This is a genomic window from Pseudomonas frigoris, from assembly GCF_047758635.1.
GTDB classification, from domain to species: Bacteria; Pseudomonadota; Gammaproteobacteria; order Pseudomonadales; family Pseudomonadaceae; genus Aquipseudomonas; species Aquipseudomonas frigoris.
Map to the genome: position 1 here is coordinate 4,242,828 of NZ_CP180479.1, position 22,800 is coordinate 4,265,627.

Genomic DNA, 22,800 nt, shown 5'->3' on the forward strand with positions numbered 1-22,800 from the left:
AACCATGCCAGAACCTTATCACTCCCCGCCTGCACCACAAAACCCGATACCGAGCCTATCACTGAAGCCCCGGCAACCGGTTTTGACAGATCGGACACAATCAAGGCATGCAAATGCCGCTTTGTGGCTATGTTGGTTCAGGAGATTCACCATGAAAATGTTTCCACCCGAGTATCCCGATCCCCTCCAATTCAGCAAAGCAACCCAACGCGCCGTCAGTGCAATCCACAACATCCAACCCCGCCGGCCTCGTCTTCACCCTCCTCCCGGCCATCGACACTGAAACCTGTTAAACCACGCCTGCGAAAACCTCTGCATCACTCAACGAACTGACCACAGATCTCAATTCCGCGACAGTCGCAATTTGCTGCGATGCGGCCAGGCAGCGATTGCAGGCACCGGTTTAATCCAGGCAATAAAAATGGGCGACTACCACGGTCTCCCATTTTTTATGTCTGAAGCTTTTAAACTGCTCTCCAGAGAAGGTGTTCGCCCAGTGTAATGGCCTGGCAATCCATGCACCGGTAAAGAGCCCTGACACTGGGCGAACGGGAAGTATTTTAATTGAAGTCTTCGAATATGTCCGCGTATATGAACATGAAATTTATCGAAACAACTTTCGATTAAATGTCGGCCCAAATACTATTTTACAGACTAGCAAACTCACCAGTTAGACCATTAAAAACTGATTGTTCTTATACAAAAATTGTACAAGCAACCTATAGAGCTAATACTCAACTTCCGTGCTTGCTGTTCACTTTCAATATATCGGTATAGGTGACAACGACACTCTGTCCAACTTTCAGATCTTTCAATTTCGCTTGAACTTCGGGTCTTACGACGTCAACGGTCTTGGACTGGCCGGCGGGGTTTTCGAAGGTGACCTGGTTTTTCTTCACGTCGATTTTGGTGATTTTCAGTTGGACCTGCACCTGACGGTAGGCTTCGCCACCCGGGTTGTCGCTGCCGGGAGCTGCGCGGACTTCGCCAGCGCGTTCGACGGTGCCTGGCAGGCCTTTGTCGACGTCGGTGTCGAGGTAGGCGGCGACAGCGCTAGTAACCTTGACATCGACTTGGTCGCCGACTTTCAGTTTGCCGAGGTTTTTGGCCTTGTCGGTCAATTGCACATGGACCTGACGACCTTCCGGCCCCTCCAGGACGACCTGGTGATTGGCAGCATCGACCGAGACAACTTTGGTGGTGACCTGATCCGCCTCCACAACGGCAGACAGCGGGATGTCCGCCGCCATGGCGCTAAGGCTGGCGGCAGACAGCAGGGTCGCAAGGGTGATGGCTTTGGTCAGTGCGTGAAGTTTCATAAGCGGTACATTCCCTGTGATTTGGAGGCAGCAACGAGCGCTGAACCACCGTCCAGCGCCCTCTGCGCAGATGAGCATAGACGCTGATCAGGGAGTTTTTGCGGTTTCTTGTGCGGTGGATTCACCACTGTCTGTGCCCTTGCCGCTTTCCTTGCGTCGGGTTGGATCGGTCGGGCGCAGGGCGTCGTTGTCGCGCTCGACTTCACCCGGTGGTCGGGGCTCGTCGGGGTTTTCCAAAGTGTCAGGCGGTTTGGGATTCATGGAAATTCTCCTCAGGCTTCGGGATCGTCAACCTCTTGGGCGACGTTCACGGCAGGCGAGTCTTTATGAGATTGATCGGCCTTGGCCTTCAAGGCTTGCCACTGTTCCAGGTCGATGGCGCCCTGCCCCAGCAAGTCATCGGCCACCCGCAGCAGTTCGGCGTAATGGGCATCAGGGGACTGTTGCCAGTAGGCCTTGTCTTCGAACAGGCGCTGCCACGAGGCAAGGTCAGGTGGTTTTAGGTCGTCGCTCATGTGTGGGCTCCTGCGGGGGTTCTCACGGTAGAGGGTTGGGCGTCGCGAGGAGTTCCGGGGGGATTTCGGGGGATCAAGATCAACGTCAAAGGATCGCAGGCTTCGCCAGCTCCTACAGGGGGCCTCAATACCCGGTCATTTCCAGATAACCCTGCCCACCATGGCTGCCACTCAATTGCACCGGCCCTTCCCAATAGGGAATGCGCAAAGCCATCCACGCATTGGGATTGAGCGCGCTGATCGTGATGTCGAGGTGTTTCTCGGGGATTTTGATCGACCAGCGCACCGGCATCGAACGACCGGCGACGTTGGCGGTGTCTTGTGGTGTGAGGTTGATGTCGGCTGCGTGCAGTAACTGCGTCTGGCCTTGAGCGTCGATCCAGGTGCCGGTGAGGTAAGGCGCGCCGTCCTTCTGCCGCATGCGGTAGAGCATCACCTGCTCGCCGCTGTCCAGGTGCAGGGAAAACCAGTCCCAGCCTGTCTGGTTGGCGGTCAGGGGTTGGCTGCTCCACTCGCGGTCGAGCCAGGCCGGGCCGCTGACTTGATACGTTTTGCCGTCGATTTCCAGCGTGCCGCGGGCCTGAAAAAAAGGCTGACTGTAGTAGTACGACGCCTGCCCTTGTTCAGATTTCTGACTGAAGCCTTTGTCGCCCTGAAGCACCAAAGGGCGTGTGGAGGTCAGCCGCAGTTGATAGCCAAAATCCTTGTCCCGGGCGCTGAGTTGAAGATCCGCCAACGGGTCGGAACCCTGACTGCTGAAACGCCAATCATCGATCCACGCGTTGAACGGTGCGAGACTCACGCCAGCCTGACCAACACCACCACGGGCGTAACGCTCCGCGGCGTGATGCACTGTCGCCGAGGTCACGGCCGCGTGGCCAAGCCAGATAATTTGATTGCTCCAGCCAGACTGCTCGGTCGTAGCTTTCAAGGCGCTACGAAACAGCGTCCATTGCGCACCGAACTCGCGACCCTGATCGTCCTTGAGGTTGGCGGTGACGTACCACCATTCAATGCGAAAACCGTCATGAGGACCGTGATCCGCCGGAAAGCTGAACACCCGACCGGGCATCACCGGAGTGAACGCGGTGGCCTGATGACCCAGCCCCGCAAAGCCTTTCTCAACCGGTGCCGAGTTATCGCACCCGCTCAATAACGCCAATAGCAACAGGCCGAGCTTAATCTTCATGAGCAAACGTCCTCAGCAGATCCGCCGGTTGCGTGCGATACAGCGAATACAGCGGCCACGCCGACGCCAATAAAGTCGCCAACAGCGCCAACCCCATCAACTGCAACAGCTGCATCGGAAACACCCGCAGCGGCAAGCGCCAGCCGAAGGCCTGAACGTTGATCACCGTGTCCAGGCACCACGCCAGCGCGATCCCCAACGGCAACGCCAGCACCAGGGTCAGCACCGCCAGCAACCAGGTCTGCCCGAGATTGAGCAACATCAGTTGCCGGCGAGTCACGCCGAGCGCCCACAGGGGGGCGAGTTGCCCGAGGCGGCTCTGACTTTGGGTCAGCAGGCTGATGAACAGCGCCACACCCGCGACACAGAGGGTCAGGCTATTGAGCGCGGCGGTCGCGGCAAAGGTGCGTTCGAAGACTTGCGTGGACCAACCCTTGAGCCGGGCCTGGTCGACGATGCGGCTGTCCTCCAGCGTGAAGCGGGTTTGCAGCGCGGTCTGGAAGGCAGGGATCAACGTCGGGTCGATGCGCAGATTGAAACGGCTGGGTGTCAGCTGCGGCCAGCCGCGCAGCAGATGGTTGACGTTGACCAGCATGTGGCCCTTGGGATTGCCATAGTCGGCGTAGATGCCGACGATCCGTGGCGACCATGTGCCATTGGGTGTGGGAATCGTCAGGTGATCGCCAAGGCGCACCTTCAGCCGACGGGCCAGTTGCTCGCTGAGCATCAGCGCATCGTCCTTGGCGAGTCGGTCCCAAGGGTTGTCGCCCAAGGCTTCCAGCAGCGGCCAATGCTGGCGATACGTCGGGTGATCGATCACGCCGAAGACGTCCGCCGGCCAGCCCTGCAACTGGATCGATACTTGCCAGTTGGGCAGCACTGCCGTGAGTCCGGGTTGCTGCTTGAGCCAGGTTTGCAGCTCTCTGGCCTGGGCCGGATTTCGCGGATTAACGTACAGTTCGGCGGTCAGGCGTTGTTCGAGCCAATCGCTGAAGGTCTGACGAAAACCGGCCGTCATGCTGCCCGCTCCAATGTTCGCCGCCAGTGCCAACAACAGCGCCATCAGCGCCAGGCTCAGGGCCGGCAGTTGCTGACGGCAGTCGGCGAGAAACCATTGGCCGAGTACCGAGCGACTGCGATGCAGCACCAGGATCAACACCCAGTTGAGCACCACCGGCAACGCCAGCGCAGCGCCGATCAACAGTGCCGCCATCAGCACGAAGCCACTGCTCAGGCTGTCGCCAAAGATCAACGCCAGCAGTGCGATCACCGCGGCGATCACGGCAACCCAACCCTGACGCCGCAACCAGCGCGCGTGAGCCTGATGCCAGGCTTGCGGGTCGGCCAGGGCCAGCAAAGGCAGGCGCGCGGCCCGCAACAAACTGTTGGCCCCCGCCAACAACGCGCCCAACAGACTCAGGCCGACGCCGCTGAGCCACCACCACGGACTGAGGCTCAACTGCCCCGCCACTTCGGCGCCGTATAACCCGCGCAGACTCGCGGCGACATCCGGCAACAGCACGCTGGCCAGCAGGTAGCCGCTGGCGACGCCGACCAGTCCGCCGATCAACGCCAGACCACCCAGTTCAACCGCCAGACAGGCAATCAACATCCGTGCACTGACACCGCAGGCGCGCAGGGTTCTGAGTAAGCCGCGGCGTTGTTCCAGCGCCAGGCCGATCGCGGCGTGGACGATGAACAGGCCGACCACGAATGACAGAAAACCCAGCGCATCGAGGTTCAAGTGAAAGCTTTCGGTGAGGCGCGACAAATTGTTCTCTTCGCCGCTGGTCTTGAGCTGCAGTTGACCCTTGAAGTGATCAGGCAGGGGCGCGGTGAAATCCTTCGGCAGCAGCAGGCGTGACAGCTGATCCGGCAGGCCGAGAATCTGCTGGGCGAAGCCGATGTCCACCAACAACACACCGGGGGCCATATCGGGTTGGGCATGCAGCGGCGGCAATACCTGATCACTCAAAGTCAGCGGGCCTTCGCCCTCATGCAGACCCAGTGCCTGCAACGTCTGCGGCGAAATCCAGGTACTGCCCGGCGGGCTGAAAAACTCGACAACCTGCTCAATCGCCAACGCCTGCCCAGCCACTGAGGAACCGGCAGGCAGCGACACCGGCTCGATCCCCATCAGCTGCAAGCGCTGGTCGTCATGACCCTTGAGCGTCACCCGACCTTGCAGGACCGGCGACACCGGCCAACCCGCACGGCGCAGGTCGACAAACACGTGTTGGGAGAGGGTTGCGCCACTGGGTGAACTGAGGCTGGCCTGGGGTTCGCCGCCGATCAACTGACTGGCCCGGGCATAGCTTTCACGCGCCTGGCTGTTCAGCGCCTGCACGCCGGTCAGCAGGCTGGTGGCGAGCCAGAGCCCGGTAAGTACACTGAAAAACTGCACCGGATGCTGCCGCCAATGACTGATCAGCGCCCGCAACGTCTCGCGAAAGACCCGCACCTCAGCGCTCGTCCGCGCCAGCCAGACGGCCACCGTGGAGCACCACTTTTTCGGCCAGCCGCGCGGCAACCCGTGGGCTGTGGGTGACCATCAACAAGGTGGTGGGACTGTCGTCGAGCAACTCCAGCAACAACTTCAAGACCTCATCGCTGGTGGCTTCATCGAGACTGCCGGTGGGTTCGTCGGCCAGCAGCAGTTTTGGCTGCGACGCCAGGGCACGGCCCAGCGCGACCCGTTGCTGCTGGCCACCGGACAGCTGTTCCGGATAACGCTGCAGCAAATCACCCAAGCCCAGACGTTGCACCAGATGCGCCTGCCAGCGCGGATCATGGCGCCCCGCCAATCGCGCCTGAAATGCCAGATTGTCCTCCACGCGCAAACTGCCGATCAGGTTGAACTGCTGAAACACCAGGCCGATTTCGGTCCGCCGCCAGTTCGCCAGTTGCCCTTCGTTCATCTGCTCCAGCCGATGTTCGCCGCTGCGGATGCTGCCGCGATCGACCTTGTCCAGCCCGGCAATCAGGTGCAGCAAAGTGCTCTTGCCACTGCCCGACTCACCCATCAACGCCAGGCTGCTGCCGGGTTTCAAGGTGAGGTCGACACCTTGCAGAACCGGCAGTGGGCCCTGGGGAGTGGCGTAGCTTTTGAAGACGCCTTGGACCGAAAGCATGGGGAAAACCGTTCGATGTGCGTGGAGCAAGGATAGCGGACGGCAGCAGCACCGCGAATTAACCCCCACGGATACCCCATAGCCCACACACTTCAGGGAAAAAACATACATAACGAAGGAATTGCCTGACTGCTCATTCGTATCCATATGGATACATTTGAGTAATGAATTATCTTATTCAACAAACTATGATCTTCGCGACATGGCATGCCTCAGTTCGTGACTTGCGGGCGAAGTTAGCCATCGCTCGTCGCATTGACCGTGCCTCTGCGGGTAATCTGGGCGATGTCAAACCGGTGGGTGATGGTGTTTCCGAAATGCGCGTGGACGTCGGTGCAGGCTATCGGGTCTACTTCACTATGCGAAATAGCGTCGTCATTGTGCTATTGGCGGGTGGTAACAAATCTTCGCAAACCGCCGACATCAGGCGGGCGAAAAAATTGGCAAAGGAGGTTTAAACATGAGCCAGACTTTGACTACTTTCGATATGGCGGCTCTGCTGGACAGTGACGAAGCCATCAGCGAGTACCTTTCGCAAGTGCTCGCAGACGGCAACAACGAAGAATTTCTTCGCGCTATCGGCTATGTGGTGAAAGCGCGTGGAATGACACAGATAGCCAAGGATTCGGGTATGGGCCGCGAAAGCCTGTACAAGGCCTTCGCACCAGGTGCAAAACCACGTTTCGATACGGTATTAAAGGTCATTCACGCCCTTGGCATTGATCTCTGCGCGCAGCCGGGTCATTCGGTCAATCACTCAACGCTCTAAGAGACTCTTCTGATTAGACTGCTCGCTTGCGCGCCACCCACGTAAAACACAACGGCAACTGCGCCGTTTGCTGCTCATACCGATCATAGAGTTCCTCGCGGTTGGAATGCGGGTACTCCTTGAAGTGGCTGATCTGCAATCCGGCGTCGATGGCGCCGGTGAAAATGGCGCCCAGGGTGTGGACGAACCAGTAGGACGGAGCCGCCTGCTGGGCGACTTTGCCTTCGTAGACGATCGGCTGGTCCTGCACGAAAGGTTCGCTGCGAAAGTACGAGCTGTCCGGCCGATACGGATCGGCGGACTCGGGGTCGAACATTTCGAGGAAGGGATGGGTTTCGTACACCACCAGGCTGCCACCGGGCTTGAGGGTTTGCGCGACGTGGCGGAAGAATTCGTCGATGTCCGGCATCCAGTTCAACACGCCGATGGTGATCAGGGCCACGTCGAAGCGGCCATGAAGTTCAGGCGGCAAGTGATGGATGTCTGCCTCGATGAACTCAGGCGCATGGGGCGAGCGTGACGCCAGTTCCCGCGCCTGATCGAGAAAGGCCTCGGACTGGTCGACGCCCACGACGTGGCGGGCACCCAGCGCAAACAACGAAAGGCTTTCGCGGCCGTTGTTGCAGCCCAGTTGCACCACGTCTTTGCCGTCGACACCCACTTGTTCCAGCAAACCTCGGAGGGTGTCGTCCATGCAGCAAAAATCCCTATTCCCAACAGCCGTCAAACGGGCCCGCCACTCGGGATTGTCTTTGTGGTGTCGGGCGGAGTCATTCCAGGCATCGCGGTTGCTGGCGATGGCTTTTTCTTTTGTCGGCATTTCCATTGCGCGCTCCAGACTGGGGTCTTGACTGACCGGCACGAGTCTAGATCAGCGTTTTGAAAAACCCCATTGAGTCTTTGTTCAAATCTTGTAATCCGGGCATCGCGAACGCGCGCTCGTACGGGAGCTATAGTTAATGACCTTGGGGAATTGCGGGAAAAACCGATTTCGCAGGTGCTGCCATGAAAACAACCGATCTGAGGCTACTGCTCGCCCTCTGCCTGATCACCACAACCGGTGCTCACGCGGACGACAGCCTGACACCCACTACCGATTACAGCAGTGAGTTCAACTATTACGGGGCCGACCAACCCTTCGCTCACCCCGTGCCACCGTCACTGAGCACGGTGCCGCCCGGCTCGTACATCCCGACAGCGCCTCAGGACTTCATCCCCATTTCGAGTCAGCATGAGTTCTACGACTCAAGATTGCCGACGGTAGCGGATGCCACGGTTCGAGTGTTCATCCGCTCCTACGATCAGCAACGCGGTGTCTACGTGAACGAAGAAGTCCTCGACCCCACGTGCCTGCTCGCGTGCCTCAGCCGTCAGGGGCCAGTGATGCAATAAGGCCTACCACTGGCGTTTTTCCGGGCGCGCGAGGCCGAGTTTTTCGATTCGGTAGCGCAGCATGTCGCGGCTCAGGCCCAGCAGCCGTGCGGACTTGGTGACGTTCCAGTCGGTCTTGTCGAGCATCTTGCGCACCATGTCGCGCTCCACTTCCGGCAGGTTCATGGACTCGGTGCCGTTGTAAACCGGACGCGGTTCGCAGTATTGCGGCTCGTGCTGGAACAACAGCGGCTCATCCACCAGGCTCAGGCACACGTTCAATTGATGGGCGGCGATGGTTTCGCTCTGGGCCAGCAACACAGTTTGCTCAAGCATGTTGCGCAACTCGCGCACGTTGCCCGGCCAGCTGTAGCTGAGCAGCAATTCCTCGGCCTGATCGCTGAAATACAGGTTGGGTTTGCCATAACGTTTGCCGTGGATCGCCAGGAAGTGTCGAGCCAGCAGCAGGATGTCCGCGCCACGGGCATACAGGCGCGGCACCTTGATCGAGATGATCCGCAAACGGAAGAACAGGTCGCGGCGGAACTTGCCCTGCTGGACCATTTGTTCAAGGTTGCAGTTGGTGGCGCTGATCACCCGTAAATCGACTTTGCGCTCCTTCACCGAGCCGACCCGGCGGATCGTCCGGTCCTCCAGCAGCTTCAGCAGTTTGGCTTGCAGCAACAAGTCCATCTCGCCGACTTCATCGAGAAACAGCGTCCCGCCATCGGCCGCTTCCACCAGCCCGACGCGGCGGTCCTTGGCGTCGGTGAAGGCGCCTTTCTCGTGGCCGAACAGTTCCGACTCCACCAGGTTGGAAGGAATCGAGGCGCAGTTGAATTCAATGAACGGACCTTTGCTGCGCGGGCCGTCGAAGTGCAACGCACGGGCCACCAGTTCCTTGCCGGTGCCGGTCTCGCCTTCCACCAACACCGGAGGCAGATCGGTATTGGCCATGCGCCGCTCGGCGTCGAGTAACTGGCCAATGGTGCTTTTCAGGTACTGCATCGGTGCCGATTCGCCGATCAATGCCTGCACCCCTGACTTCTGCGCTTCGCGTTCCTGATAGAACGACAGTGTGCGTTCCATTCGGTCGGTGGCCAGGGCCTTGTCCAGCAGCAGCTTGAGCTCCGGCAGCGCCACCGGTTTGGTGACGTAATGGAAAGCGCCCTCTTTCATTGCCACCACGGCGTCGTCGACGTTGCCGTATCCGGTCATCATGATCACTTTCAGATCCGGCGCGCTGATGCGCAGCTTCTGGATCAGGTCGTGACCGCTCATGCCCGGCAGCGAGTTATCGGTCAGCACCACGTCCGGGACGAAAGTGCCCAATTGCTCAAGCGCGTCCTCAGCCGAGTGGCAGACCGTCACCTCGAAGTCCTTGCGCTCCAGGTAGGTCTGAATATTCTCGGCGAGGAGTTCATCATCCTCGACCAGCAGAATGCTGTGCTCCATAGTCCCCTCCCGTTGCCACTTTAAAATTGAGACAAACGCGGGTTCCTTCCTGCTCTCGGCTGGTCAATTCGACCGAGCCTTCGAAACGCTCCATTATTCTTTTGACCAGGGCCAGGCCCACGCCCAACCCTCCTTGTTTGGTGGTGAAAAACGGCTTGAAGGCCATTTGTTGTTGCTGTGTGGTCATGCCCTTGCCGGTATCGCTCAGGGTCATGCGCACGAGTCCGGGCTGCGGCGTTTCGATATCGATACTCAGCACGCCGCCCTTGGGCATGGCTTCCAGGGCATTGGCAAACAGGCTATTAAGAATTTGCGTGAGCAACACCTGTTGGCTGATGACCGGCGGACAACTCTGAGGGGTGAAACGCACGTCGATGCCGGAGCGTTTAATCAGCGCGTCAAACGCACTCAACGTGTCGTCGATGACCAGCACCAGGTCTACCGTTTCGTAGTCGTCGTTCACGGGTCGCAATGACACCAGCAACTCCCGAACCCAGCGCGACATGCGGTCGACCTGACTGATGATGTCACCGATGTTCTTCTGCGCGTTCTGGCTGGCGATGTCCTGAGCCAGTTCGGCGCTGGAACGAATGTTGGCCAACGGATTGCGCAAGCTGTGGGCCACCGCCGAGGACATTTCCCCCAGCGCGACGAAGGTCTCGTTGCTGATCAGTTGTTTCTGCTGGCTTTGCAGCAGCATGGCCGCGCGCTGCACAATCCAGAACAGCCCGAGGTAGATGGCCAGACCGCCAAGTACAGTTGCCAGCCAGATCAGCTTGAAGCCACGCTGGATGCGTTCCACCAGGTCCGCGGGTTCCTTGTAGATCTCCACCATGGCGATCACTTTGCTCTTGTCGGCGTTGAACATCGGGATGTAGGTCTCGATGAACAGAAATTCAGGCTCACGCAGCAGTTGCTGCTCGGGACGTTCCTCATCGATTTCGTGGTAGCTGGTGGACACCGGTTCCTTCATTTCGAAGGACTCGTCCAGTTCCTCATCACCTTCGACGCGCATGCCAATCATTTGTGCATTGGTCGACCAGACCACGGTGCGATCCAGGGCGTACACCACCGCCAACAGCGTGTCCGGCAGGTGTTCGACATGATCGAGAAACTCCATGCGGGCAGCGGCACGGGCCGCCGGATCTACGTCGGGATAGGCAATGTCATCGCGCGGATCGAGCATTTCGCCCATGGTTCTTTGCAGGGTGATGCCGGCATGGCGAATTTCCGCATCACCAATGGCCTGAATGAACTGCGCAGTCAGCATGGAATCACGCTCGATGCTCTCATCGACGACGAAACGCGTGGACACATAGCCCAACCCCAGCGCCACGGCGGCGATGATGAAAAAGCTGCCCAGGGAAAACCAGCGCAGCAAGTTGAACTGTCCTCGCCAGTCCTTGCTTTCTGCTTCCGACATAGCCGACGCAGGTATTTTTTGTTGTTCTGGTATCTGCATAGGACCTTCCCGGATGCCTTGCATAGCCTTTTCAGCCGTGTTTCGGATCAGTGTAGGTGGCATTGATCGAGACAGACGGCCCCAATGACAGGATTAAGCCGCTATTGCGTTTGCGCGGCCTGTAGCGGGTGCTGTCGTTCGGTTTCCTCCTGCAAAAAACCCACGATGGACTGCGCCGCGTTCTCATCCAGGCGCAGGTTGGGCATGGGAATTTTGTCGAAACGCTCAAACAGCTCCAGCGCGATCGGGTCTTTTTCCGCCAGCATGCGGTCCGGCTCGCGAATCCAGCGACTCAGCCAGGCCGGATCACGCAGGCGAGTGACGCCGATCAGGTCCGGGCCGATGCTGCGCATGCCGATGCCCTGCCCGTCCATCGGACCCAGGCTGTGGCACGACGCGCAACGGGTGCGAAACAGTTCTTCGCCGTTGCTCGGCGGGCGAATCTCGGGCGCATTCGCGTAGTTTTCTTCAACGCTGGGCTGCTTCCAGTTCTGCAGCGTGTTGGCCAACTGATCGGCCAGAATCCACGGGTTTTCGAAAGGTGAAGCTTTCATCCAGCGGCCCGTGGTCTGGTTGCCGACAATCAGGCTGAGGTTGTGGTCCTTGCTGCGGCCGTTGTCGACGCCTTCGATAAACAGCCCGAGTTTTTTTCGCAGATCGGTGACGTCGGCAAACTCCCCGGTGAGAAACTTCCAGCCCGGCCCGACCTTGAAGCGTTGTGCGTAGGCCTTGAGCACATCGGGTGTATCGCTTAAGGGGTCGATGCTGATGGAGTAGAAAAAAATGTCCTGGCCGACCCGATCCCCCAGCAACTTCTGCACCTGACGCAGGCGCGCGGTTTCCAGCGGGCAGGAGTCGCTGCACGAAGTGAAGATGAAATTGATCACCACCACCTTGTCCTTGATCAAATCATCGAAGAAACGCAACTGCCGACCGTCCTGATCGGTCAGCAAGGTGTTGGGGAAGTAATCACCGCCCCAGGGCGTCGCCGACTCCGTCGGTGACGCTGACACGGACGGAGCAGCTTCATGAGCCACCAGCACCCGACTGGCCAGCAGGCAAGTGACCAACATCAACATCAGGTGCATGCCCAGGGCGCGGGAGCGCGGCGTATGCATTTTCATGTCGGCTCCCTCGCGGTTCATGGTTGGACCACCTCTTTGGGGCCGGGGCCGGAGCCGTCGCCAGTGCGGAAGGTTGGCAGCGCGGCGGAGTTCACGTAGCGCACACCATCCCAACTTGGCAGCGGTGTCGGCATCAGCTGGAATTGCCCCGGTTTTTCAATGTCCCAGCGCAGCAACATGGAGTTGTCCTCATGCTGCGTGTTGTGACAGTGCTCCATGTACGTCCCGGCGAATTCGCGGAAGCTGATCGCTATTTCGACGCTGTCCAGGCCATCCTTTTCCGAGCCGATGCGGTACACGTCCTTGCGTGCCCATTTTTCCCATTCCGGTGGCACCTTGCCGCCGCGGCTGAGGATGATCCCCTCCTCGAAGTGCACATGCACCGGGTGGCTCCAGCCCTCGCCGCCGAGCTTGATGTTCCACACTTCCAGGGTGCCGAAACCGGCGACACCGGCATCGGTGGGGCCACTGGCCAGCTGGGTCGCGGTGTTCAAGCGACGTGGGTCCATGGAGAAACCGAAACCGCCATCCGTCTTGACCGTCCACGGTGCTTCATCGGTACCGTCGGAACGGCCGAAGGTGAAGGTGCGGTGACGGGCTTTGGCCAGCAGCGCCTTGTCGGCGGTGTTGTCGCGGTGAATCTTCAGCGGGATCATCACCAAGCCTTCGGCTTTGCCCGGTTTGGCCGGTTCGTACGCTGCCGGATCCATGGCCAGGTCCTGGCCGGTGTAGGCCTTGACGTTGAGTTGCAACACCTTGCCTACCGCCGGATCACCGTCCTCCCACTTCGGCCCCTTGCTGGTTTGCTTGAGGATCGCCCGGTATTTCTCGGACAGCACGTCAGCCAGGGAGACGGGTTCTTTCGGGCCCTTGCCGTCTTCGTGCACCAGCAGGTTGACGAAGAACAGCTTGTCGCCCGGTTTGATCCCGTTTTTCGAGAAGTTGACGATGATGTCGAAACGTTCGGCAATGCCCAGGGTTGGCAGGATCGCGTTGTGGTTCTGTTTATCGCCGTCGGCATCCAGGTCCATGCTGCCGTCGAACGGCACGCTGTGTTCCATGATGTTGCCGTCGTTGGCAATCATGTGGAACGGCACGCGGGCATACGACACTCCCGAGCCGGCAGGCCCTTGGAACTCCCCGCTGGTACCCTTGATCTCGCGCACGAGCGCCAGTTTGAAGAAGCGCGACACGGAGCCATTGAGCATGCGGAACCGATAGCTGCGGGCGCGCACATCCAGGGTCGGTTTCCACTGCCAGTTGACCAGCACCTGATCCCCGAGGAAGCCGTTGGTATTGAACGGGTTGAACCACAGTTGACCGTTTTTATCCCACGCCTTGTCGGCAAACAGCAGGTTGACGTCATAGTCGCGGTTACCCCAAGGCAAGGCGCTGCCACTGGGAAAACGCAGGTTGACGCCGTCATTCACCGATTCATTGCCGCGGTCCAGGGCGCTGTAGTAGTTCATCATTGCCGCGTTGCCCTTGTAGACGTTCTGCGCGGTGAAATCGAGCATGTGGTCGTGAAACCAGTGGGTGCTCATGGTTTCGCGCCAGTCGCCGCGGATTTTGATGGTGCCGTTTTCGCAGGTCTTGCGGCTGGGGATGAGGTCGTTGGTCCACAGGGTTTCGCCCGGTGCGCACGGAAATGCTGCACGCGGGTCTTCAGCCTTGGTGTTGATGCTGTCGTAGCCGGCCAACTGGATCGGCCAGCGATAGTCGTAAAATTGCCCGGGGAAGAAAAACGCATTGGCATAACCGTCGCTTTCCGCCGGTGTGTGGCCGTTGTGTTCGTGGGTGCTGATGGTGTGCAAACCGAACCCCATGTTCGCCGACGGGTCGATCGGCAAGCCGTTGTAATGGCGCATCAACACGGGTTGCCCGTAACGCACCATCAACAATTTTGGCGGCAAGGTGCCATCAAAGGTCCAGACCGAGTTGTGGTTCTGCACCGGCATTTTCGGGTGGAAACGCGCATCGACGCCCTTGGCGGTGCCATCGGTCGCCGGTACGCCAGCCACGTTGTGATAGAGGCCGCCTGGGCCAAACTCGCCCACGGCATAGCGGTGCATCTGACGACTATCACGCCCACCGGTATTCAACCGTGCGCCGGTTTGCACGGTCTTGTAGGCCATTTGCGGGTAAAACTCGTTCCAGCGCTGGTGCGACCAACCTTTTCCTGGCGGACGGCCTTCAGCCGACGAGCCGATGCGGCGGTTGAGGAAAAACTCAATCTGCTTCTGCCAAGGATTGCGGTCGACCACGTTGGAATACTGGCTGGGGAACGGAGTCAAGCCTGGTTGACGCAGAAAGGCGTCGAGTGCCGCACTCGGTGGCGCACTGCGGGCCGCACTGGTGGGGTCCTGCTGTGGCAACGGTCCGATGGCTGCCGGTGGAAAACCCAACGGCGCCGCCGGTGTGGTGGGGTCGAGTTTTTCCGGGCCGAATTCTTCGAACAGCACCAACTGCTGAGTAAACGGCTGAGCGCCATACAGTGGACTTGGCTTGCCGTTGGTGGGGTAGTTGAAACTGGTTTGCACCACCGGCGGCAGAATGTTTTCCACCCGCGTGGTGTCTTTGCTGCCTTTGACGCCACCGGGTAAATCGAAGGAATCCTTGTTGGCCTCGGGCATGGTCAAAATGGCATTCAACGCCGCGGCTTTGTCAGCCGGTTCATCGTAGTAAGCCGAGGGGTCGGAAGGTTCTGGCTGTCGCTCGTCGTCGATGGGGCTGGCGCGAAGAGTCGCTGTGCCCAGCGTCATTGTCAGAAGAACGCTCAGAGGCGTCAGGAGGCCAAACCGTTTGAAGGGGTACCGCGCTTTTCTGTCCATCACCAGCCGCCTCGGAGTCGTGAAGGGGGTAATGGGGGTTTTGCAAGGACCTCGCCAGATCTGTAACCGTTATTTACAAAAGTATTAATACTTAACAAAACAATGATTTATCAACATCAATGTGCCATAACCGGGGAAAACGACTGGGGAATGACACCCACTAACGGGGAAAGTTCACACCCTTTTTCAGGGGACCAATTTGAACGACAGACGGACACTCGTGCCCTCGCCTTCACGGCTTTCCAGGGCCACCGCACCGCCAAACCGCTCCATGATCCGCTTGACCAGCACCAGCCCGACACCCAGCCCACCTTGTTTGGTGGTGAAAAACGGCCGGAAGGCCATGCTGCGCTGTTCTTCGTTCATGCCTTTGCCGGTGTCGCTCACCACCACGCTGAGGCCACGGGAATCGGTCGGCTCCAATGTGATGATTAACGTGCCGCTCTTGTCCATGGCTTCCAGTGCATTGGCCAGCAAACTGTTGAGGATCTGCGTCAACTGCACCTGCTGGCTAAGGACCATGGGCGTCAGCTTCGGGTCGAACACCACATGGACCGAGGCTTTGGTGATTTGATGCTCGAAGGCCATCAGGCTGTCATGCAGCGCCGCCACCAGATTGACAGGCTCGGCGTCATCGTTGAGCGGACGCAAGGATTGCAGCAGCTCCCTCACCCACTTCGACATGCGATCCACTTGGCCGATGATGTCGTTGATGTTCTTGTGGGCCGGGCCGCTGTCGAATTCCAGCGCCAGTTCGGCGCTTGAACGGATGGTCGCCAGCGGATTACGCAAACTGTGGGCGACCGCCGACGACATTTCGCCCAGGACGACCAAGGTTTCGTTGGTGATCAGTTGCTTTTGTTGCGCCGCCAGCAAAATGGCAGCCCGGCGCACGATCCAGTAGAGCCCCAGGTAAATCAGCCCGCCGCCCACCGCAGTGGCCAGCCAGATCAGCACCAGGCCGCGCTCCATGCGGCTGATCAGGTCCTTGGGTTCCTTGTAGATCTCGACCATCGCCGTGACGTTCTTGCCGTCGGCATCGAACAACGGAATGTAGTTCTCGATGAAGATGTATTCCGGGGGCGCCACAAACTTCTGTTCCATGCGGCTCTTGTTCACATCGTGATAGCTGGCCGACACCGGAATTTTGGAAGCAAAGGCTTGATCGAGGTCTTCGTCGGCATGGATCGTAGTGCCCATTAACGCCGGGTTGGTCGACCAGATCACCCTGCGGTCGGGGGCATAGATATTGGCCAGGATCACGTCCGGCAAGTGCTCGATATGGTCAAGGAATTCGCCCCGGGCAATGGCGCGGGCCAGCGGGTCGACGTCGGAAAAGTCCTTGTCTTTGCGCGGATCGAGCAGCTCGCCCATGGTCCGCACGTTGGGAATCGATACGTGGCGCACCTCGACCGAGGCAATCGCCTGAATGAACTGGGACGTCAACAACGCATCGCGTTGCACGCTTTCGGTAATCACGAACCGGGTGGACACCGACCCCAACGCCACCGCCACCGTGCCAATCACCGCCATGCTGATGAGCGAAAACCAGCGCAATAAATTGAACGGCTGCTTGCGCGAGCTCAGGCAAACATCACCCTCCTCCGCCTGGAGTGTTTGAGTAGGCATGTCCATGGACGTGTTCCCGACGATTCCCCTATAGGGTTATAGCCCACTCATGGCCGATTGCCCGACGTTGGGTCTCGTCCCCCCACTTACTCCTTATCCCCATCTCCCCCCAATCCTGGGGACAGAGGCCCGCTCCCAAAAATCGCGCTCCGATGCCGTTTGTGAGTGACACGCCCGTGACTCGGGCCTCTACCGGCCATTTTCGACGGTTGGTATGGAAGTTGCCGAAGCCCTCTCAACTGACCCGTCTCCATGGGGCAGGCATTTCGATATATAGAGGGCTTAACTCATGCACCCTTTACTGTCCAAAACCGCGGCCGCCCTGGTCGTTAGCGCACTGGCCCAAGGCGTCGCCCAGGCGGCGCTGTTTGCCGTCGACCCAGGCCCCTACGTGCAAGCCAACGGCTCGTTCGCTGCCTGGTATCAGGACACTCACGGTCGAACCCTCGATCTTTGCCTGTCCAAGGCTGTCAGCTCGCGAGTGCCCAGCGCACCGGGCGCACCGACGTACATGTGCAACTTGCTGCCGGCACCCGGGATCTTCGACGACACGCAACCGCTCGTCTTCCCGACCAACTTCCCTGATGAGGCGTTCTGGTTCACCGGCGACGGCACCATCGTCGACGCAGCCCGAGGTATCGACCTGACCTACGTCAGCGCCGTTGAAGCCGCCTTCAGTGGTGGCGACCCGGTCGAAGGTGACCAGATCAGCTTCGCCCGCATCCGCCTGCGTGTCGATGTACCCACCGCCGGCACCTACGTCATTACCCACCCCTACGGCGTCGATGTCTTCAACGTCGACACCCCCGGGCGTCGGGCGATCAACATGACCCGGGATATCGGCATCGGCGTGCCGAAAACCTACGACGGAGCCCTTAAGGGCGATGTCGGGCCGTTCCTGCGCAGCGTCAATGGCCCTTACACCGAGACCAATCCGGTCACCGGTTCAGCCGAGCAATTCGTTGGCGACCCGAACCTGGTGGAAGCCTTCACCGGCAGCCCTTTCAATACCAACTACATCCGCATTGAAGGCCCCAACGGGCTGGATTTGCGCACGACGGTGATGGCCATCTCCGGCAAGTTGGCGACAATGGCACGGCCGACGCCATTGATCACCCAGCGCAGCACCTACTCGCGAAAACCCGGCGCCAGCGCTCCGGTGGCTCAGCAAGACGTGTTCGCCCTGGCCCCGCCGCCACCGGCCAAAGTGACTCTGGACAGCAACAACCCGGTGTTGAACCTTACCGAGGCCAACACCACCGGCAACTGGTATGCGCAATCTTCGACCAACCCCAGCTTGCCGAGCACGTTGCAAGTGACCGCCGACAACCACCTGGCCATCGCTAGCAGCACACCGACCACCTTACCCATGCCCCTGACGGACCTGGTGGTGATTTCACGTGCCGAATACAGCCTCAGCACCGGGCAAATAACGGTCGTGGCCTCGACCAGCGACGAAACTTCGCCACCGGTGCTCACAGCCACCTCTGGCACAGGTGTCGCCATTGGCGCCCTCAGTGGCGATGGCGCAGTGAAATCCCTGGCCACCGGCATCTCGCCGATACCACCGGCCAAGGTTCGAGTGACGTCATCCAATGGCGGCAGCGACACCGAAGAAGTGGTCATCGTGCAATGAACGCTCACATGCCCAGTTCCTCATCAGGAGGCATCATGAACAATTGGCCACGCCTGGCGCTCAACGCCCTGGGACTGACTCTATCGCTGTCCGGCAGTGCATTCGCGCAACTCGCTGCCGTCGACCCCGGTCCTTATACCTTTGCCTCGGGGAAATTCCCGATCTGGTATCAGGACAACAATCTGCTGTCGATGGAACTGTGCCAATCCCGAGCCACCAGTTCGCGGGTACCGGCTGCCACGCCACCGGCCTACATGTGCACCCTGCTGCCGACACCGGGCATTTTCGACGACACCCTGCCGATGGTGTTCCCGGATAACTGGCCAGACGAAGCCTTCTGGTTCCTCGCCGGGATGAACATTCCCAACAATGCCGCTGGCTATGGAATGGACGCCTACGTGGCCGGGATAGAAGCAGCTTTTGCCGGCGGGAATCCGCAAGACGGCGATCAAATCAGCTTTGCGCGGATTCGTATGCGGATAAACGTGCCCGTCGCTGGGACCTACACCATTACTCACCCTTATGGCGTGGAAACGGTCAACGTCACCACCCCCGGTCGTCGCGCAATCAACATCACCAGAGACATCGGCGTAGGTCCGGCGGGGAATTTCAGCGGGGCACTCAACGGTGCTATCGGGCCATTCCTGCGCAGCGTCAACGGCCCCTACACCGAAGTGAACCCGGACACCGGCGCAATCGAAACCTTCGTCGGCGACCCGAACCTCACCGAACAAGTCACCGGCAGCCCCAACAACACCAACTTTGTGCGCATCCAGGGCCCGGCCGGGACGATCGAAAGCAACCTGTTCACACTGTCCGGAAAAGTCCTCGACAATCGCGCGCAAACCCATGTCGACCTTAGCCGTGCAACCTACCGTCGCATCGCCTCGGGCACCGGTACCAGCACCCGGGTCGAAGTCTTTGGCAAAGCGGACAACAGCTCTACATTGTGCTTCCGCGAAACCCTCGCCCTTGTGCCAGGCCCACCGCCTACGCCATGCCTGACCAATATGGTGGGTGACGGCACCGGGTTGTACTTCGGCCAACGCCTGCTCAGCGGCCCCGTGCCTCCGGTCGTGGTGCTCACCGCCACCAACCCGGCCGGCACCACCCGCCCTACGGCGGTCTCGAGCAAACTCGTTGACCTGGTGAAAATCCAGACTGCTCGCTACAACTGGAGCAATCACAGCCTGCTGATCGAGGCCACGTCCACTGACGAAGTGGCGGTGCCAGACATGGTCGCGCAGGGTTACGGACGTCTGTCGAAATCCGGCACTCTGCAAAAAATCACCATCGCCGACCTGACCCAGCCACCCGCCACCGTCACGGTAAAATCCGCCGCGGGCGGCAGCGATACCGAGCCCGTCGTGGTTGTCGGTACCGCACCGGATACCGGCGAGAACCAGGCGCCACTGTCTGTGGCCGACACCGGCAGCACCAGCTTCGGCGTGCCGATCACCCTCAACCTGCTGGCCAACGACAGCGACCCGGACGGCAACACGCCACTGAGCATCACCGCGCTGACCCAACCGGCCGCCGGCCAGGGCACCGTGGCGTTGAGCGGCACGACTGCGGTGGTCTACACCCCGCCCGCCGTGGTCACTGTGCCGTTAACCACGACCTTCACCTACAAGGCTCAAGACATCAAAGGCCTGGCTTCGACTACCCCAGCGACCGTGACCATCACCGTGGCGCCTAACCGGCCACCGGTGGCAGTCGCCGACGCCGTCGCGACCCTGGGCGTGGCGATACCGATCAACGTGTTGGCCAACGACACCGATCCGGAAGGCAACGTGCCTTTGGCGGTCGCCAGCCTGACCCAACCTGCGGCCGGTCGTGGCACCGTCAGCAGCAACGGCACGGTGATCACCTACACCCCACCGGCCACGGTCACGACGGCCTTCACCACGACCTTCACCTACATCGCCCGGGACAGCTTCGGCGCCCTGTCGACACCGGCCACGGTCACCGTGCAAGTCTCGCCAAGGCCTGCTGCGGAAACCTTCACGGTGACCACGGCAACGGTGTCGGCTCGCTCCAACAACCGCTTCACCTGGGACTTTGCAGGCACCTCATCGGTGACCACCGGCAACACCATCACCATCAAGGTCTCCACCCCGACCGGGCTGGCAACCCTGGGCACCACCACGGTACCGGCGACCGGTCGCTGGAGGCTGACAGTGAACAACACCACGGCGGTGATTCCATCGGCGAACCCGACAGCCACCATCACCTCGTCCCAAGGCACCGTGCGCACGGTCTCGGTGATCTCGAACTGAGCCCTCGCCCCACCCGCCGATTCGGTGGGTGGGGCCGGCCTCTTCCCAAAGGACGCAGCCATGAAAACCTCGACCGCGGCCCTGCTCTGCCTGCTTCTGCTTTGCAGCAGTGCGGGCGCGCGCGCCGACGATTTGATGGAGAACGACGACCTGGCCTCCGGCGCCGACCTCGGCGAGTTACCACCACCGATTGGCCAGCAAGCACTGATCGATCAGATCGGCCAGGCCAACGTTGCGCTGCTGCAACAAAACGGTCAGTCGCTGCTCGGCACCATCGTCCAGTCGGGCAGTAATCAGGAAGCCTACATCCTGCAACAAGGCAGCGACCTGATGGCAATGATCACCCAGCAAGGCAGTGGCAACGCCGCCTCAATCACGCAAAACGGCAGCCACAACCGCGCGCAGATTTCCCAGAACGGCAACAACAACGACGCCAGCATCGACCAGGCCGGCACGGGGCTTTCAAGCGCCGTGACCCAATCCGGAAACGGCATGAGCGCTTCGGTCAAACAATACCGCTAAAGCACTGCACCACATGGAGGTTTCATCATGTTCAAACTGACGCCCCTCACCGCCGCTATTCTGGTCATTGTCAGTGCCCAGGCGATGGCCGACGACAGCGTTTCCACCCAGGACCAGGTCGGTACCGCCAACATCGCCGACGTGAAACAGACCGCGGCCCCGTTCAGTACCGCCACCCAGCAGCAACTCGGCGAGGGCAACGATGCCGCAGCGGTGCAAGACAACGCCACCGGCACCATCACCCAGGATCAACTCGGCGACTACAACGCCGGTTACGCCGAGCAACTGTTCGAAAACGGCAGCACCATCACCCAGCAACAGATCGGCAGCTCCAACACCAGCCATGCCAGCCAGTCGATCGGCATGGGCGGCAACGAAGCGCTGCAACAACAGCAAGGCAGCGGCAACTTCTCGTTCATTTATCAGGACAGTCAGGAAGGCACCCAAGGTCAAACCTTCCAGTTTGGTGACAGCAACGAGGCCAATATCGAACAGATCCAACTGGGCACTGCCAACAACGCATTGATCATCCAGTACGGCACCGCCAACTACGCCACCGCCGAACAAATCGCCCACATGGGCGGCCAGATCAATCTCAACCAGGCGGGCGAAGGCAACTATGCCTATGGCGACCAGCGCGATGGCAACGGCGGTACCGTGACCATCAACCAGTTCGGCGACTTCAACGGCGCCGAAGTCTGGCAAGGCGGGCAAACCGCCAGCGAGGCCACCGTCAACCAGTACGGGCAAACCAACGAAACCGTGGTCGACCAAAGCTTCGGCGAAAACAACGTTGCCCAGGTGCTGCAAGTCGGCGACCTCAACGCGATTTATGCCGACCAGTTCGAGTCCGTCGGCTCGACCCTGGCGCTGTACCAACAAGGCACCGGCAACGTGCACTTCACCTACCAGAGCGGCGACAGCCAAGTGCTGAACGCTACCTCCGTGGGTACTGAAAACAAGGTCTACGCCAGCAACTGGAAAGGCCCGCAACTGGGCGGCCAGTTCGGCAGTAACCAACGCGCAACCATTACCCAAGCCGGCAATAACAACACCGCCAGCTTCAAACAAGACGGCGTCGGCCACATCATGACCACCAGCCAGACGGGCACCGGCAACAAAACCACGGTCAAACAGGCTGAAAACTACAACGAGCTGTACTTCGACCAGAACGGCAGCGACAACATCCTCATCGCCGACCAGCGCGGCACCACCAACCTGGCCCAGGGCAGTAGCACCGGCACTGGCAACACCACCGACTTCGACCAGTCCGGCACCGGCAACCAGGCGTTCACCACACAGCTGTATGGCAGCGACAACATGATCACAGTAAAACAGGCTGACACCATGAACGTGGCCTATGTGACTCAGGGCGGCACCGCCAACATTGCCAATGTTAATCAGAGTGGCATGACCCAGACTGCGACGGTGCAGCAGTTGGGTGCTGACAACAAGGCGACTGTGCTGCAGCAATAATCGCAAGGCGTAAAAAAACCGCGGCCCGTGGAGGGTTGCGGTTTTTTTGTCTGTGTCGGTTGATCGTTCCCACACTCTGCGTGGGAACGATC

The 22,800-nt window shown here is 59.9% G+C and carries 19 protein-coding genes; 7 read left to right on the plus strand and 12 right to left on the minus strand.

The genetic code is table 11. The features are described 5' to 3' along the window. Window positions 1-734: 734 nt before the first annotated feature. From ACMXYH_RS19490 to ACMXYH_RS19515, 6 genes are all read right to left on the minus strand, one after another. Complete coding sequence (locus ACMXYH_RS19490) at window positions 735-1,319, minus strand: hypothetical protein (RefSeq protein WP_415764544.1); 585 nt, start codon at window positions 1,317-1,319, stop codon at window positions 735-737. 87 nt (window positions 1,320-1,406) lie between these two features. Further along, window positions 1,407-1,580, minus strand: a complete 174-nt coding sequence (locus ACMXYH_RS19495; RefSeq protein WP_165353279.1) for a hypothetical protein — start codon at window positions 1,578-1,580, stop codon at window positions 1,407-1,409. An 11-nt stretch (window positions 1,581-1,591) separates the two neighbouring features. Beyond that, a complete protein-coding gene (locus ACMXYH_RS19500) occupies window positions 1,592-1,834 on the minus strand; it encodes a hypothetical protein (protein WP_056746628.1) in 243 nt (80 codons plus the stop codon). 124 nt (window positions 1,835-1,958) lie between these two features. Continuing rightward, window positions 1,959-3,023 (minus strand): lipocalin-like domain-containing protein, encoded by a 1,065-nt coding sequence (locus ACMXYH_RS19505; RefSeq protein ID WP_415764545.1) that lies wholly within the window; start codon window positions 3,021-3,023, stop codon window positions 1,959-1,961. Then, window positions 3,013-5,484, minus strand: coding sequence for an ABC transporter permease (locus ACMXYH_RS19510; RefSeq protein WP_415767727.1), 2,472 nt, complete (start codon window positions 5,482-5,484; stop codon window positions 3,013-3,015). The genes ACMXYH_RS19505 and ACMXYH_RS19510 overlap by 11 nt, the downstream gene beginning before the upstream one ends. A 1-nt stretch (window position 5,485) precedes the next feature. Then, window positions 5,486-6,154, minus strand: coding sequence for an ABC transporter ATP-binding protein (locus tag ACMXYH_RS19515; protein ID WP_129443274.1), 669 nt, complete (start codon window positions 6,152-6,154; stop codon window positions 5,486-5,488). Window positions 6,155-6,318: 164 nt separating this feature from the next. On the opposite strand from ACMXYH_RS19515, the gene ACMXYH_RS19520 reads away from it, so the two are divergent. Next, window positions 6,319-6,612 (plus strand): type II toxin-antitoxin system RelE/ParE family toxin, encoded by a 294-nt coding sequence (locus ACMXYH_RS19520; protein ID WP_129443272.1) that lies wholly within the window; start codon window positions 6,319-6,321, stop codon window positions 6,610-6,612. A gap of 2 nt (window positions 6,613-6,614) precedes the next feature. Beyond that, complete coding sequence (locus ACMXYH_RS19525) at window positions 6,615-6,923, plus strand: addiction module antidote protein (protein ID WP_129443270.1); 309 nt, start codon at window positions 6,615-6,617, stop codon at window positions 6,921-6,923. 13 nt (window positions 6,924-6,936) lie between these two features. Here ACMXYH_RS19525 and ACMXYH_RS19530 read toward each other — a convergent pair whose 3' ends face one another. Then, entirely contained in the window at window positions 6,937-7,749 is an 813-nt protein-coding gene (locus ACMXYH_RS19530; protein ID WP_415764546.1) for a class I SAM-dependent methyltransferase, read from the minus strand. 179 nt (window positions 7,750-7,928) lie between these two features. Between ACMXYH_RS19530 and ACMXYH_RS19535 the strand changes: the two genes are divergently transcribed. After that, window positions 7,929-8,315, plus strand: coding sequence for a hypothetical protein (locus tag ACMXYH_RS19535; RefSeq protein ID WP_149631808.1), 387 nt, complete (start codon window positions 7,929-7,931; stop codon window positions 8,313-8,315). A 3-nt stretch (window positions 8,316-8,318) separates the two neighbouring features. On the opposite strand, the gene ACMXYH_RS19540 is transcribed toward ACMXYH_RS19535, so the two are convergent. The 5 genes from ACMXYH_RS19540 to ACMXYH_RS19560 form a co-directional block, all read right to left on the minus strand. Continuing rightward, the gene (locus ACMXYH_RS19540; RefSeq protein ID WP_415764547.1) at window positions 8,319-9,749 is read right to left on the minus strand and encodes a sigma-54-dependent transcriptional regulator; all 1,431 of its coding nucleotides are present in this window, start codon (window positions 9,747-9,749) and stop codon (window positions 8,319-8,321) included. Further along, complete coding sequence (locus tag ACMXYH_RS19545) at window positions 9,718-11,211, minus strand: ATP-binding protein (protein WP_415764548.1); 1,494 nt, start codon at window positions 11,209-11,211, stop codon at window positions 9,718-9,720. The genes ACMXYH_RS19540 and ACMXYH_RS19545 overlap by 32 nt, the downstream gene beginning before the upstream one ends. Before the next feature lie 101 nt (window positions 11,212-11,312). After that, window positions 11,313-12,335 carry an SCO family protein gene (locus tag ACMXYH_RS19550; protein ID WP_415764549.1) on the minus strand — a complete coding sequence of 341 codons (1,023 nt, stop codon included), beginning with the start codon at window positions 12,333-12,335 and terminating at the stop codon, window positions 11,313-11,315. Window positions 12,336-12,352: 17 nt separating this feature from the next. Further along, on the minus strand, window positions 12,353-15,166 hold the full coding sequence (locus tag ACMXYH_RS19555; RefSeq protein WP_415764551.1) for a multicopper oxidase domain-containing protein: 2,814 nt from the start codon (window positions 15,164-15,166) through the stop codon (window positions 12,353-12,355). A gap of 186 nt (window positions 15,167-15,352) precedes the next feature. Beyond that, window positions 15,353-16,801, minus strand: coding sequence for a sensor histidine kinase (locus ACMXYH_RS19560; RefSeq protein WP_415764552.1), 1,449 nt, complete (start codon window positions 16,799-16,801; stop codon window positions 15,353-15,355). Between the two features lie 283 nt (window positions 16,802-17,084). Between ACMXYH_RS19560 and ACMXYH_RS19565 the strand changes: the two genes are divergently transcribed. From ACMXYH_RS19565 to ACMXYH_RS19580, 4 genes are read left to right on the plus strand one after another with little or no spacing between them, the layout of a single operon-like run. After that, a complete protein-coding gene (locus tag ACMXYH_RS19565) occupies window positions 17,085-18,431 on the plus strand; it encodes a hypothetical protein (protein ID WP_129443256.1) in 1,347 nt (448 codons plus the stop codon). A gap of 35 nt (window positions 18,432-18,466) precedes the next feature. Continuing rightward, the gene (locus ACMXYH_RS19570) at window positions 18,467-20,710 is read left to right on the plus strand and encodes an Ig-like domain-containing protein (protein ID WP_415764554.1); all 2,244 of its coding nucleotides are present in this window, start codon (window positions 18,467-18,469) and stop codon (window positions 20,708-20,710) included. Between the two features lie 60 nt (window positions 20,711-20,770). After that, window positions 20,771-21,232 (plus strand): curlin, encoded by a 462-nt coding sequence (locus ACMXYH_RS19575; protein WP_415764555.1) that lies wholly within the window; start codon window positions 20,771-20,773, stop codon window positions 21,230-21,232. 27 nt (window positions 21,233-21,259) lie between these two features. Beyond that, a complete protein-coding gene (locus ACMXYH_RS19580) occupies window positions 21,260-22,708 on the plus strand; it encodes a curlin (protein WP_415764556.1) in 1,449 nt (482 codons plus the stop codon). The last annotated feature ends 92 nt before the right edge of the window (window positions 22,709-22,800 follow it).

Excerpts from the sequence above, each read along its gene's own strand:
- ACMXYH_RS19490 (WP_415764544.1), bottom strand. The coding sequence starts at position 1,319 with ATGAAACTTCACGCACTGACCAAAGCCATCACCCTTGCGACCCTGCTG.
- ACMXYH_RS19495 (WP_165353279.1), bottom strand. The coding sequence starts at position 1,580 with ATGAATCCCAAACCGCCTGACACTTTGGAAAACCCCGACGAGCCCCGA.
- ACMXYH_RS19500 (WP_056746628.1), bottom strand. The coding sequence starts at position 1,834 with ATGAGCGACGACCTAAAACCACCTGACCTTGCCTCGTGGCAGCGCCTG.
- ACMXYH_RS19505 (WP_415764545.1), bottom strand. The coding sequence starts at position 3,023 with ATGAAGATTAAGCTCGGCCTGTTGCTATTGGCGTTATTGAGCGGGTGC.
- ACMXYH_RS19515 (WP_129443274.1), bottom strand. The coding sequence starts at position 6,154 with ATGCTTTCGGTCCAAGGCGTCTTCAAAAGCTACGCCACTCCCCAGGGC.
- ACMXYH_RS19520 (WP_129443272.1), top strand. The coding sequence starts at position 6,319 with ATGAATTATCTTATTCAACAAACTATGATCTTCGCGACATGGCATGCC.
- ACMXYH_RS19525 (WP_129443270.1), top strand. The coding sequence starts at position 6,615 with ATGAGCCAGACTTTGACTACTTTCGATATGGCGGCTCTGCTGGACAGT.
- ACMXYH_RS19530 (WP_415764546.1), bottom strand. The coding sequence starts at position 7,749 with ATGGAAATGCCGACAAAAGAAAAAGCCATCGCCAGCAACCGCGATGCC.
- ACMXYH_RS19535 (WP_149631808.1), top strand. The coding sequence starts at position 7,929 with ATGAAAACAACCGATCTGAGGCTACTGCTCGCCCTCTGCCTGATCACC.
- ACMXYH_RS19540 (WP_415764547.1), bottom strand. The coding sequence starts at position 9,749 with ATGGAGCACAGCATTCTGCTGGTCGAGGATGATGAACTCCTCGCCGAG.
- ACMXYH_RS19545 (WP_415764548.1), bottom strand. The coding sequence starts at position 11,211 with ATGCAGATACCAGAACAACAAAAAATACCTGCGTCGGCTATGTCGGAA.
- ACMXYH_RS19550 (WP_415764549.1), bottom strand. The coding sequence starts at position 12,335 with ATGAAAATGCATACGCCGCGCTCCCGCGCCCTGGGCATGCACCTGATG.
- ACMXYH_RS19555 (WP_415764551.1), bottom strand. The coding sequence starts at position 15,166 with ATGGACAGAAAAGCGCGGTACCCCTTCAAACGGTTTGGCCTCCTGACG.
- ACMXYH_RS19560 (WP_415764552.1), bottom strand. The coding sequence starts at position 16,801 with ATGGACATGCCTACTCAAACACTCCAGGCGGAGGAGGGTGATGTTTGC.
- ACMXYH_RS19565 (WP_129443256.1), top strand. The coding sequence starts at position 17,085 with ATGCACCCTTTACTGTCCAAAACCGCGGCCGCCCTGGTCGTTAGCGCA.
- ACMXYH_RS19570 (WP_415764554.1), top strand. The coding sequence starts at position 18,467 with ATGAACAATTGGCCACGCCTGGCGCTCAACGCCCTGGGACTGACTCTA.
- ACMXYH_RS19575 (WP_415764555.1), top strand. The coding sequence starts at position 20,771 with ATGAAAACCTCGACCGCGGCCCTGCTCTGCCTGCTTCTGCTTTGCAGC.
- ACMXYH_RS19580 (WP_415764556.1), top strand. The coding sequence starts at position 21,260 with ATGTTCAAACTGACGCCCCTCACCGCCGCTATTCTGGTCATTGTCAGT.